Origin of the sequence: Planctobacterium marinum (assembly GCF_020687805.1) — a bacterium.
GTDB classification, from domain to species: Bacteria; Pseudomonadota; Gammaproteobacteria; order Enterobacterales; family Alteromonadaceae; genus Planctobacterium; species Planctobacterium marinum.
Map to the genome: position 1 here is coordinate 604,935 of NZ_JAJEWQ010000004.1, position 12,396 is coordinate 617,330.

The 12,396-nt window shown below is 49.2% G+C and carries 10 protein-coding genes; 3 read left to right on the forward strand and 7 right to left on the reverse strand.

Going from position 1 to position 12,396, the window contains the following annotated elements; translation table 11 throughout:
- Positions 1-275, reverse strand: a 275-nt coding sequence (locus tag LJ740_RS16160; protein ID WP_229530136.1) for a hypothetical protein, incomplete at its 3' end; no start/stop codon positions are given.
- A gap of 322 nt (positions 276-597) precedes the next feature.
- Here LJ740_RS16160 and hemN point away from each other — a divergent pair.
- Complete coding sequence (gene hemN / locus LJ740_RS16165; RefSeq protein WP_229530137.1) at positions 598-1,974, forward strand: oxygen-independent coproporphyrinogen III oxidase; 1,377 nt, start codon at positions 598-600, stop codon at positions 1,972-1,974.
- 18 nt (positions 1,975-1,992) lie between these two features.
- Here hemN and LJ740_RS16170 read toward each other — a convergent pair whose 3' ends face one another.
- From LJ740_RS16170 to LJ740_RS16180, 3 genes are all read right to left on the reverse strand, one after another.
- On the reverse strand, positions 1,993-3,453 hold the full coding sequence (locus tag LJ740_RS16170; RefSeq protein WP_229530138.1) for a sugar porter family MFS transporter: 1,461 nt from the start codon (positions 3,451-3,453) through the stop codon (positions 1,993-1,995).
- 116 nt (positions 3,454-3,569) lie between these two features.
- A complete protein-coding gene (locus LJ740_RS16175) occupies positions 3,570-4,622 on the reverse strand; it encodes a FecR family protein (RefSeq protein WP_229530139.1) in 1,053 nt (350 codons plus the stop codon).
- Positions 4,619-5,176, reverse strand: a complete 558-nt coding sequence (locus tag LJ740_RS16180; protein ID WP_229530140.1) for an RNA polymerase sigma factor — start codon at positions 5,174-5,176, stop codon at positions 4,619-4,621. Before LJ740_RS16180 ends, LJ740_RS16175 begins: the two co-directional genes overlap by 4 nt.
- A gap of 175 nt (positions 5,177-5,351) precedes the next feature.
- Between LJ740_RS16180 and LJ740_RS16185 the strand changes: the two genes are divergently transcribed.
- Together LJ740_RS16185 and LJ740_RS16190 are read left to right on the forward strand one after the other, a co-directional pair.
- Entirely contained in the window at positions 5,352-6,248 is an 897-nt protein-coding gene (locus tag LJ740_RS16185) for a type 2 periplasmic-binding domain-containing protein (protein ID WP_229530141.1), read from the forward strand.
- 122 nt (positions 6,249-6,370) lie between these two features.
- Entirely contained in the window at positions 6,371-9,469 is a 3,099-nt protein-coding gene (locus tag LJ740_RS16190; RefSeq protein WP_229530142.1) for a TonB-dependent receptor, read from the forward strand.
- An 11-nt stretch (positions 9,470-9,480) separates the two neighbouring features.
- Here LJ740_RS16190 and LJ740_RS16195 read toward each other — a convergent pair whose 3' ends face one another.
- The 3 genes from LJ740_RS16195 to LJ740_RS16205 form a co-directional block, all read right to left on the reverse strand.
- On the reverse strand, positions 9,481-10,203 hold the full coding sequence (locus tag LJ740_RS16195) for a DUF6445 family protein (RefSeq protein ID WP_229530143.1): 723 nt from the start codon (positions 10,201-10,203) through the stop codon (positions 9,481-9,483).
- Between the two features lie 28 nt (positions 10,204-10,231).
- On the reverse strand, positions 10,232-10,993 hold the full coding sequence (locus LJ740_RS16200) for a SapC family protein (RefSeq protein ID WP_229530144.1): 762 nt from the start codon (positions 10,991-10,993) through the stop codon (positions 10,232-10,234).
- A gap of 10 nt (positions 10,994-11,003) precedes the next feature.
- Positions 11,004-12,396, reverse strand: a 1,393-nt coding sequence (locus LJ740_RS16205) for a tryptophan halogenase family protein (RefSeq protein ID WP_229530145.1), incomplete at its 5' end; no start/stop codon positions are given.

Consider the following 12,396-nt stretch of genomic DNA (forward strand, 5'->3'; position numbering starts at 1 on the left):
TCCTTCAGGTTATTGCAAATGTACAAGCCTTTGTCATTTTTCATGAGCAACGCTCTGGGGATTTTGCTGCTGATAATGCGGCTGGAATCTGGCCAAAACTTTTCTTCAGCGGCCTCCGCCTGCGCTTTGGTTCGACCATGAGCATCCAGAATAATGCCATCCGGATACAGGCTTTCCATAAATATGTGTTCAATGGTGGGGTAAAGTACCACGTCGCCCTGAAGCTCCCGCATCAGGTTATTAATATCAGATAAATTAAAAACAGCTGCCGCCATTTCGTTTTATCTCCTGTGTAAACTGCTAAATCAGGTTCAGGCTCTTTGGCGAAGTCTGGCTGGAAACAGTTGCAGAGCCTGATTATTGGACCGCAGATTGTAGCGGAACGCGTCAGGAAATCATCTTATTTTTTTAGAAAATTTTTCCTGTCCGTGGTGCTTTTTTATACGATTTTGTTGCCTTAAACGAGAATTCTGCGCTCGCTTGCACGATTGTGCAGAAATGCAGGCCAGGATCACACAAAAACTTGATACAGATTAAGGTTTAGAAATTGCCAGAAGTTAAGCTGAGTACCCATTTAACAACAGGCTTGGGCGGTACATGCACTCTGATAACAGCGCTTTATTTAACAGCAAAATACTGGAAAAATATGCCACTTCCGGACCACGTTATACCTCTTACCCCACGGCGCTGGAGTTTAAAGACAGCTTCACCGACCGACAGTTTCGAAAGGCCGCTCTGTTAGCGGTAAACCCTGATCTGGCCATTTATATTCATGTGCCATTTTGTCACAGCCTTTGTTATTACTGTGGCTGCAACAAGGTGATCACCCGCAACCGCGACAAGATCAGCAAGTATGTTCATTATCTGCGGAAAGAAATCAGTTTACGGGCTGCACTGTTCAAAAATCATCAGATAGTGCAGATCCATTTTGGTGGTGGTACGCCGGGTATGCTGTCGCTTACCGAAATCAAAGATATCTTGTGGGGGATTTGCAATGACTACAAGGTGCGTTGCAATCCTGAAATCAGTATCGAGATTGATCCCAGAGAAACTTCAGAAGCCTATATACAGGGGTTGGCTGAACTTGGTGTTAACCGAATTAGCATGGGTGTCCAGGATACGAATCCGCAGGTGCAGATAGCCATCAACCGGGTTCAGGATACGGATATGGTGAAGCGTCTTTGCCGTGTATCCCGCGCCAGCGGCGTAGGTTCGGTGAATCTGGATCTGATTTATGGCCTGCCGTTCCAAAATTTAGCGACTTTTGAGCAAACCCTTGAGGATGTGCTGGCGATAGATCCGCAACGGATTTCTCTGTTTAACTATGCCCACCTGCCACAGAAATTTCCGGCGCAGCGCAAGATAAAAGACCATTGGTTACCGACTGGTGAGCACAAACTGGCTTTGATGCGCCTGGCGGTTACGACATTGACCCGGGCTGGTTATGTGATGATTGGCATTGATCATTTTGCCAAACCCGATGATGAACTGGCACTGGCCCTCAAAGCACGGCGGCTCGGACGAAATTTTCAGGGGTACAGCAGTATTCAACATGCAGATCTGCTGGGCTTTGGTGTCAGCGCGATCAGTTCCGTGTGTCATATCTATAGCCAAAACCTGAAGCATACCGCTGACTATTACCGCCAACTGGATGAACAGCAACATGCGATTGAACGCGGCCTGGTGCAATCAGAGGAGGATCAACTTCGGGGTTTTGTTATCCGGGCATTGATGACCAATCTTTATGTGAGTTTCAGCGAGGTCGAAGAGCTATTCGAAATTGACTTTAAGTCGCACTTTGCGCAGGAATTGCAGACACTGAGCACCTTTGCTGACGACGGGTTACTGAGTATCCAGGAAAAGCAAATCCTGGTTCATGAGTGTGCCAGATTGCTGGTGCGAAATATCTGCATGGTATTTGACCAATATTTGCCCCAGCATCAGACGGCTCAGCGCTTTTCAAAGGTATTATGACGTTCAGTTAAGGCAGAACTACATTTCTTCCAGTCTTCGGCCACGTGTTTCTTTGACGTAACGCAATACAAAAAACAGGCTGATCAGGGCACTGGAGGCATATAATCCGTAAGCGCCGCCCAGTCCGGTTTGTGTTAACAGGATGGGGAAAGTCATGGTTACCACGAAGTTTGCCAGCCATTGTGCACTGGCGGCTAACGCCAAAGCGGCACCGCGAATTCGGTTGTTAAACATTTCGCCTAGCAGTACCCAGACAACCGGTCCCCAACTCATGCCAAAAAATACGATATACAGATTGGCTGCAACCAGTGCTAAAGTTCCCATGCCTTCGGTGAGCGCCAGTTTGCCGGCCTCATCTAAACCTGCCGTGCTGAATAACCAGGTCAGTGTAGCCAACATCACCGCCATACCTGAACTGCCGATAATCAGCAGCGGTTTGCGGCCAATTTTGTCTATTAACGCGATGGCAATAAAGGTAGACACTACATTGGTAACACCGCCCAAAACGTTGATAAACAAAGATTGCGATTCATCAAATCCGGCCGCCTGCCAAAGCTCAGCACCATAATAAAATACTACATTGATGCCCACAAATTGCTGGAACACTGACAGCGCAACGCCTACCCAGATAATGGGATGAATTTTGCGGGTGCCGCTGATAAACAGGTCCCGCAGGGCGGGTTTATGGCTGCTTTGCAACGAGCGTTTAATTTCACTAACCTGGGCGTTCGCCACGCCGGGTGCGATGCGCTCAAATACGCTCTTTGCGTCAGATTCGCGGCCCTGTGCCACCAAAAAGCGTGGCGATTCAGGGATCAAGATGACACCGATGAAAAACAAGCTGGCGGGAATGATTTCCATCCAGAACATCCAGCGCCAGGCTGCGATCCCAAACCAGCCAGGCTCACTGGCTCCGCCGGTGTAAGAAGCGATGGTAAAGTTACTCATAAAAGCGGCAAATAAGCCCAACACTATGGCCATTTGCTGCAAGGTGGCCAGTCGGCCTCGCAGGCTGGCGGGAGCAACTTCAGAAATATAAGCCGGTGCCAGTACTGACGCTGCACCTACGCCTAATCCGCCCAGTAACCGATAAAAGATGAACGCCATAGAACTGTCAGCAATACCGGAGCCATAAGCGCTGATGGCAAATACGATTGCTGTGACTATCATCACCGGTTTGCGCCCTAATTTATCGGCCACTGGCCCGGCCATTAATGCACCTAAGGCACAACCCAGTAAGACAGATGCCACATTAAAACCCGTGGCGACATCAGTGGCATTAAAGGCTTTTTCCAGTGCGCCCACTGTGCCATTGATGACACCTGAGTCAAAGCCGAATAAAAAACCGCCAATGGCCGCTACCGCTGAGATAAATATCACATAGGCCACCGAGACCGCCTGATCTTCGGCGGCGGTGATTTGTTCTACCTGGGCAGCGCTGATGCCGCCCTGGTTTGGCTGTTCAATAGTTTCTGACATGATTATGGTCTCATTATGGGGTCATAGAATGGATGATAGATGGACAGTAGCACAGGTTTTAACACATTCTTGCAGACAGAGGCCACAGCATTGGCTGTGGCATCCTGTTGCAACTCTTAACTGCCCCGGCGCAAAACAATGCGGTTATCCGAAGTGCGTTGGTTTTCAATGGCAAAGTTCTGTTGCAGCGCGCTGAGAAAACCATTCAGGTCATTGGTTTTAAATAATCCTGCTACCTGAATGTGGTTCAGTTCATTCTGCGGGAGTTCGAAAGTCACTGCATTGTAGCGGCTGACCTCAGCCAATACCTGTTGCAATGGTTCCCCTCTGAACACCAGATTGCCCTGCTGCCAGGATAATGCTGCATTAATATCTGCCGTTTCTACGGTTTCTATGGTTGGGGCAGCTACGGTCAGCAGCGACTTTTGCCCCTGCACCAATGATGGCAGGCTGTCGTCCAATCGATTTTGCATGGGGCGCAGTGGATCCGGCTGATCTTCGGCCTGTCTGGCCACTCTGACTTTGCCTTCTGTGACGATCAACTCCACCTGATCTTCAAGGAGTTCAACATTGAATGCTGTGCCTACCGCCTGAATGATTTGTCCGGCGGCGTATACGCTCAGTGGTCTTTCGGTGTTATGGGCCACCTGTATGTGAATTTCACCTTCAAACAATTCTATTACCCGCTGTTGTTCCATAAAGGTCACTTTAACGGAGGTGTTGGTATTGACCGACAACAGGCTGCCGTCAGACAAGGTTACTTTTTTCGAGTCGCCGGTACCTGTCTCAAAGCGCTGCTCTGACAAAACCACAAGTTCACTGTCAGACAGCCAGGAGTCCCCCGCACTTAGCCACAAAAAGGTAAATAACATGGCAATAAACGCCACCGATGCGGCCATGGCTAAAGGCGCGCGGCGAGACTGTTTAACCGGTGGTTCCGGGAACAGCGATTTTAATCGCTCCAGCGCGGCCATGTTGTCCCACAGTTTCGCCATTTTAAACAACATCTCACGGTGCTCTTCTGAAGACTGCAGCCAGGTTTTCAGTTGCTGCTCTTCCTCGAGACTCAGCCCCCGGTCCATTTTGGCTATCCATTCTGCTGCAGAATCCAGCGCACTGTTGTTTGCGGCTTTGGCGGTAGTACGGATAGGTACAACATTATTGTTCATAGCGATTTACCTGTAACAGAAGCCTTGTCAGCAGGTACAGGCGCGCCTTGCTCTTTTTGCATGACATAGAGCATGCTGCGCTTCATTCCCTGAGCGATATGTTTTTCAATGGTACTTTCACTAATATTCATCATTTTTGCTATTTCCTTTTGGGAATAGCCGTACACCTTTTTAAGGACAAATACTTTGCGGCAGACAACCGGCAGTTGCCGCACCGCTTCACAAAAGTGACCAAATTCCTGGTCACTGACTACGCTTTGCAAGGTGTTATCGACCGTTTGTTCCAACATCATACTGTCAAGACTGTCTTCTGGTGAATCAGTCAGACGGGTTTCCGCTCTTTTTAAATGATCCAGAGCGAGGTTTTTGGCGGTACGGTACAAAAAAGATCGGGGCTCAGAGATCGACCTGGGTTGCTCTACCTGACAAAGTCGAACGTAAGTTTCCTGTACAATATCTTCCACCTCTTTCGGTGGCACCAGACGCGACACCATACGTGACAGTCCGTTTCTGGCTGCCATGTAAGCGTCATGGATTGTAGAGTCTAAAGGCATATTGTTCTGTTATTGATTGCAATCATTCATCAAAACGAGCCACACGCAAAAATCCGCCAGCCGATATTAAAAAAAATTTTAAAACACGACTGGGGGATTTTTAAAGCTGGCTCGTCGAACTCTTAATTTAACATATTTATAACATTTTAAGCCTTATTTTCAGAACAGGTAAGCCATGCTGCGTATTGATAAATTATTCCTGATTGGCATTTGCACTACAGGTTGGTTGTTATTGGTTATTTGCTTTAACACGCAGGCCAATGAGTACCTGATTGTGCATCCCAAGTCCAATGACCCAAAAGAAAACCTGATCGCAGAAATTTTAAAACTGGCCCTGAGTAAAACCAAAGACAGCGCCCGTTATCAGTTTCAGCCGTTGCCCAATGCCCAGACAGAAGGGCGTTCCATGGAAATGTTAAAAGAAGGCGGCATGAGCGTGATGTGGGCGGGCACGCAAAAACACTATGAGCAGTCGCTGCTGCCGATTCGCATTCCGGTGTTAAAAGGCATGTTAGGACACCGTATTTTTATCATTCGACAGGGAGAGGAAAGCCGCTATTCGAAGGTTAACAACTTAGTCGATTTGCAGCGATTTTCCGTAGGGCAGGGACGCTTTTGGGGAGATACTGTGGTGCTAAAGCACGCAGGTCTGAATGTGGTTACTCCGGTGAAGTATGAAAGCTTGTTTCCTATGCTGGAGGGGGGCCGGTTTGATTTGTTTCCCCGGGCTATCCATGAACCCTGGAGTGAAGTCAGTGCGCGAACTGCGTTAAATCTGAGTATCGAGCCTCGGTTACTGTTGATTTATCCCTTTGCCATGTATTTTTTTGTGGCCCCGGACAATCAAACGCTTGCGCAGGCAATAGAGCGTGGTTTTAACCAGGCTATCGAAGATGGCTCCTACGATCAGTTATTTTTCGCTCACCCCATGATCAAAGATGCGATAACCTTAGCGCGGCTGCAGGAGCGGGTGGTGATTCGCCTGGAAAACCCCAACATGAGTGACCAAACGCCTCTGGAAGACGAACGCTTATGGCTGAATATTGAACAGTTGAGACTCAGCAACCGATGAAATGGCAGAGCAAAAATAGGGGGCGTTAGGGTTTTTGGCTATGCTGTGTAGAGCTAATCCGAAATTCGGCGCAGGCATCATCATTATTAATCTTTGCAGGACACTGAATTACTAAGCTTACTATGGCGTTATCTTCTCGCAAATCAGACATTAAACGTTTACGGCGCAGCGCCGTAGCGACAGCATTGATGTTGGCAATGTCGGGTGTGATGGCTGCAGAAGATAACCCTCTCAGGCGATTTCAGATAGAAAGTAAACCCGCTGACGAAGCGCTTATCGAGTTTGCATCACAGGGCAATCTGACCGTGGTGTTTCCCTACTCATTGGTGAAAGACGTGCAGGCCAATGCGGTGCGCGGTTACTTTCCGGCACCGGACGCCATTCACCGGTTGCTGGCAGACACCCGATTGCAGGCCAGAATTGCTGACAACAATCAGATCATCATCTCAGAAAAGCCGCAGGAACCGCCTGAAGTAAAATCACTGTTTGCGCAATTTATTGATTTTATTCGTGGTGATGACAACCTGATCACCATAGAACCTGCCAAGGATATCAGCCCCTATGAACACATTATGGTGCGGGGGTATCGCGCCAGTATCCGGGAGTCGCAAAGCATCAAGCGGGAATCTGATGTAGTGATGGATAACATTCAGGCCGTGGAAATTGGTAAATTGCCGGATCAGAATCTGGCGGAGTCGTTACAGCGTATTGCCGGTGTCTCTATCGACCGGGCGGAAGGTGAAGGACAGTTTGTGACGGTGCGGGGATTTGGGCCGGAGTTTAACCGGGTGCTGCTGAATGGCCGACAAATGGCTACCGATAATTTAGGCCGCGAGTTTAGTTTTGATACCCTGGCATCGGAAATCGTCAGTGGCGTCAACGTTTATAAAACTCAGAATGCCAGACAGCAATCCGGCAGCATTGGAGCAACCATTGATGTGCAAACCGCCAGACCCCTGTCGATACCGCATTTTCAGTTTGTGGGCAGTGTTAAAGGCTTGTATGACCGCAATAGCCGGGATCTATCACCTCAGTATTCTGCCCTGATCTCCAACACCTGGCAGAACAACCGGTTTGGTGCATTGCTGGCTTACAACCAGCAGCAACGGGACGCGCGCATTGACGAAGCGCAAATGGACGGCTGGTTGGTAAATACCAATATTCCGCACAGCGAAGTGCTCAGCGAAACCGATAACATATTCGTGCCCCGTAATTATGATCACCAGGTGCGTTTTGATGAACGCAAACGCACCGGCAGTACGCTGGTGTTGCAATACCGCCCTGATGACAATCTGGAATTTGTAGCGGATGCCCTGCACACCCGGCTGGATGTCAGTACTAACGCGACGTCGATGGGGCACTGGTTCACTTCCAGCAATCTGGAACAGGTAAGCACAGACAGCCACGGTACCGTCGTGTCTTTTGAACAGAACATTGGTCATGCCACCGATTTTCACGCGCGAACCTTCGACAGACCGGCGAAAATTGATGCCATTGGACTGAATATGGAGTGGCGGCCAGACAGCGCATTCAGCTGGGAAGTGGACTGGTCTTATTCACAGGCAGAAATTGACGATACCAGTGGCGCGGCCAATGCCTTGTCGCTGATTGGTTATCTCAATCGCTCCCGGTTTGAACTGGTGGAAAATGCACTATTGCCGCGTATTTATGGTTTTGAGACGGCCAGTGATAATGTGTCTGATGCCAATGGAAATAATGTCGGTGTTAGCCATTATCTGGACCCGGCCAACGGACGCGCTCATGTGATGTTGCGCCGGGGCTGGCATATACGTGATGAAGTGCGGCAATTTCGTATTGATGGCAATTGGGACGATGCTTTTCAGCAGCCCTTTTATCTGGATTTTGGTTATCAGTACACTGAGCAGGTGAAAAGTAACACGCGCTACGACAATGAAGATAACGCCCGGCATTGTCAGTATTGTGGTTACTTTGATGAGCCGGACCTTCCGGATGAGTTTCAACAGGTGTTCAGTGCCGGTGATGATTTCCTCAGCAGCGTTCCCGGCCATCAGTGGATACCCAAACAATGGCTGCGCCATGATAGTCAGCAGTTGTTTGCATATCTGGAGTCGTTTGGCGAAACCGATTTAGGTGCCACCAAGCGCGGCAGTTCGTTTACGGTTACCGAACAGGTACAGGGGGCATACATTGATTTTGTACTCAATCACACCTTACTGGATAACCCCGTTACCCTGCACAGCGGCTTGCGCTACGAGCATACCCGGGTGCATATCTCCGGCTTTATTGAACAGTTGCAGCGACTGGACATCCTGGATCAAACCGAGCTGGGACCGGTAACCGGCGCTTTGCAGCCGGTGGCGTTTCGCAATCAGTACCACAACTGGCTGCCTTCACTGAATGTAAAATGGGAGCTGAGCGACCAACTGACCGCGCGGCTGGCCTGGTCGCGTTCTCTGACCCGGCCCACCATTTCTCAGTTATCACCCGGCGTGACGCTGAACACGACCCGGCAAGGCGGCGACTTGCGGGCCAGTTCCGGAAATACTCAGCTACAACCCTTTGAATCGGAAAATCTGGATGTGTTTCTGGAATATTATTACGCCCGCAACAGCTATTTATCAGCGGGTTATTTTGTGAAACGCGTTAGCAACTTTATCACTACTCAAACCTCACCGGTGGTGTTTGGTGAGGTTACCGACCCCAGTACCGGGAGTGATCCTACCGCACCGGATGCTGACGATGCCCTGGCGGAATTTGATTTGGTACAACCGCAAAACGGTGAGCAGGCCAAAGTGCAGGGCGTGGAACTCAGTATTAGTCACCAGTTTGGGGATACGGGATTTAGTGTGCTGGGGAATATGACGCTGGTGGACAGCAACGCACAATTAAAACGGGACGATATCAGCAACAAGTTTGCCCTGACGGGACTCAGCGATTCCGCCAATCTGGTGTTGTTTTACGATAAGGATAAATGGCAGTGGCGCCTGGCCTGGAATCGCCGGGAAGGCTTTTTGCAGTCGCTGGTGCAGCGGCAAAGCTCCGAGCCGACCTTTGTTGCCCCATACAAACAACTGGACATGAGTGTCAGTTTCGACATTAATCCCAATCTGTCGATTTTTCTGGAAGGCATTAACCTCAGTAATGAAGTGGTGCACAAGCATGGCCGTTATGCCAATCAATTGTTGCTAATTCAGGATACCGGAACCCGCTATTCTTTTGGTATTCGCGGCAAACTCTAAGCCGCACTCTATTAACCTGCCTGCAGTGCCAGATTGGCGGTGAGTCTTCCCTCGGTGGGGGTCGGTGACAACCCCGTTTGTGCGTTGATCAGTCCCGAGTGCAACAAGTTGCAGGGATAAACAATGGCCCGATTAAACATGGGTGTCACCCTAAAGTATTCCTCGAACAGCGGGGTGCTGCCCTGAATATAGGCGGCTTCCGGTAAGCCTTCGGTGGTGGCCTGGGTACCCAGGGTTTTCATGTAATGGTTTTGATTCTGTGGGTTAATCTGCCAGTAACCGGTTTTTTTATGCTGAAAAAAGCCCGTACCTCCCAGGTCTTGCTGAAACAAATAATGCACCAGTGCAAACTTGCTGGTATGGGTGTCATCGTAATGGGGGATACACTGAATGGGTTTGAGTGTTTGGCTGGCCTGCGTGGTCAGGGAAAACGCTGAAAAACTATAGTCCAGCGACGCGCTATTGAAATCCCTATAAGGCGCGAGAAGAGGCGTTAGGGCCTGTGCCATTGTGTGACAATATTGTGGCGGTAAAGGCGCGCGGATTCCTGGGTAAAAATCACCATCATTGTTGCTGAACTGCGCAGTTTTTGCGGCTTCAACCAGCGCGTGTGGCATTAACAAACAATCGTCAATGATCAGTAACGGGGCTTTGGCATCCGCAGTATTTTCAGGCCCGATAAAGTGCACACTGATTCTGGCGGAAGGGTTAAATTGCATTGGCTGTCCTTGCATATCTGCCACCGGTAATGTCGTCATAGTACTAAGATTGTGCCGCCGATTTAAACCAGTTTTGCGCCTGTTGCAGACGCTGGTTTTTTCGCTCAATTAAATGATATATCTGACCGGTAGAGTGCACCATGGCGTAAATGGCCGCAAGGTAACCCTGCTGCTGCAACTGCTGTAAAATGTTGGGCGACAGCTCGTCCAGCTTATCCTCGTCAATGGTGTACAGGCCATTAATTTTGGTGCTGCTGTCATCCACAAATTTTATTTCCAGTGACATGGCGGTTAGCAACTGCAATTCCAGTAAGGTTGCAATAAATTGTTGCGTCAGCTGCTCGCCATGTAAAAGGGTCATGAGATCCCGTTGCTGGTTCTGCAAATAAGCCGTTGCCTGACCATCGGCATCAAACAGGGCTTCGCCGAGGTCGCCTGTCGCCGGGTGGGCTTCGTTGATACAGAGCACTGGGTCCTGCTGCGCTGCGTCTGGTTGTTGATTCGTATCCTGTTGACCTAAGAAAAATGGCTGGCGACTAACCTGCAATGGCACATAAATGCCCTGCCAACTACCTTGCTGCCAAAACAGGTTTTCACCCTGTTCAAAACCCAGTAACGCGGAGCACATAAATTGTCCGGTTTCACTGTTTTTAGAAAATACGATGGGGTAGTGCACCAGCAATTTGCGAAATTCAGGTAGCACCACGGGCACCATGTGTAATTCGGCCGCCTGCTGTTCTACCTTTTGGGTATCTACGCGAAGTGATTTGTGAGTCCGGCGATTTAAAGCCACTAGTTGCGACATGGTTTGATCCTCATAAGGTTTGAAAGCCGTATTCTTTTATCTTATTCAAAATGTCGCGATTTTGCGGTAATCGTGACAAAACTTGCTGGATATTGCGCCGATTAATATCGAACTGCTGTTGTGCCATTTGTTGCTGTTTAGGGCTGATGTGCACATGGCTTAAATCACTTTTAAAGCCCATACCATACAACACATATTGATAGCTGGCAGCAGGAAATACTTCATTGTTGCTGGTGAAATCATGATCCTGGGGCGGGTGATAACGCCACAACTGCAGCAACTGTTGCAGCGATTCCGGGATACTGGCTGGGTCTCTGTGATCCCGCCAGAATGCGTTGTCGTTGCGTTGCGATAACAAGTAATGCAACTTCAGAAAATCCACAATGCGCTCCCAGCGATACAAAAAGGTATCGTTGAAGCGATTGGCAATCACCGGCATGACATCATGATTGGCTGGCATTTGCTGGGCAATCATAGTGGCAGACATTTCCACCAGTACCAAAGCGGACGCTTCCAGTGGTTCCAGAAAGCCTGCGGCTAACCCGACAGCCACTACATTGTTGTGCCAGAACTTTTGGCGATGGCCACATTGGATGGGGATTTTACGCACTGACAGCGTGTCTATTTGCGGTCCCACATAGGCTTTCAGCGCCTGCATTGCCTGATTTTCATCACTGTGCTGACTGGAATACACATAGCCTACACCGCGGCGATGTTGCAGGCCAATGTCCCAAATCCAGCCGGCTGCTTGTGCGGTGGAGATTGTATGGGAAGCAATAGGGGTATCTTCTGTTTCGTAAGGCACCTGTACCGCTAATGCAGTATCTGAAAACAACACGTCGCTGCGATCTGTAAAAGGGATGTTGCAATGTTGCCCTAACAACAAAGACTGAAAGCCACTGCAATCTACAAATAAATCGCCGGTTATTTCGCCAGCTTGCCGGGTAAGCACTGATTTCACATAGCCATTGTCATGATTAATTACCTGACAGACATCGGCTTTGATGTGCTTCACTCCCAGTTTTTTAGTGCAATGTTCGGTCAATAATTTAGTGAATTTTCCGGCATCCAGATGATAAGCATAATTAGCAACGGCGGCATATTCCGGTGTCTGAATGGTTTTCGGGGCCAGGCCTTGTTCGCAGATGCTCTCCTGAAAACACACAGCTTCAGAAAAGGAATGCTCAGTACTGATTTGCTGCCAGTGGGGCACCAGGTCACATTGATTAAAACCTTGTGGTAGCACTAACGGGTGATAATAAAAATCGTTTTTTGCGCCGGTTACCCAGCCACAAAATTTAGCACCTTGTTTAAAACTGGCGTCGCATTCGCGAATAAACTGGGTTTCACTGATCCCCAGTTTGATCAGGGTGTCGCGCATGGTGGGCCAGGTACCTTCACCC

Excerpts from the sequence above, each read along its gene's own strand:
- hemN (WP_229530137.1), top strand. The coding sequence starts at position 598 with ATGCACTCTGATAACAGCGCTTTATTTAACAGCAAAATACTGGAAAAA.
- LJ740_RS16170 (WP_229530138.1), bottom strand. The coding sequence starts at position 3,453 with ATGTCAGAAACTATTGAACAGCCAAACCAGGGCGGCATCAGCGCTGCC.
- LJ740_RS16175 (WP_229530139.1), bottom strand. The coding sequence starts at position 4,622 with ATGAACAATAATGTTGTACCTATCCGTACTACCGCCAAAGCCGCAAAC.
- LJ740_RS16180 (WP_229530140.1), bottom strand. The coding sequence starts at position 5,176 with ATGCCTTTAGACTCTACAATCCATGACGCTTACATGGCAGCCAGAAAC.
- LJ740_RS16185 (WP_229530141.1), top strand. The coding sequence starts at position 5,352 with ATGCTGCGTATTGATAAATTATTCCTGATTGGCATTTGCACTACAGGT.
- LJ740_RS16190 (WP_229530142.1), top strand. The coding sequence starts at position 6,371 with ATGGCGTTATCTTCTCGCAAATCAGACATTAAACGTTTACGGCGCAGC.
- LJ740_RS16195 (WP_229530143.1), bottom strand. The coding sequence starts at position 10,203 with ATGCAAGGACAGCCAATGCAATTTAACCCTTCCGCCAGAATCAGTGTG.
- LJ740_RS16200 (WP_229530144.1), bottom strand. The coding sequence starts at position 10,993 with ATGTCGCAACTAGTGGCTTTAAATCGCCGGACTCACAAATCACTTCGC.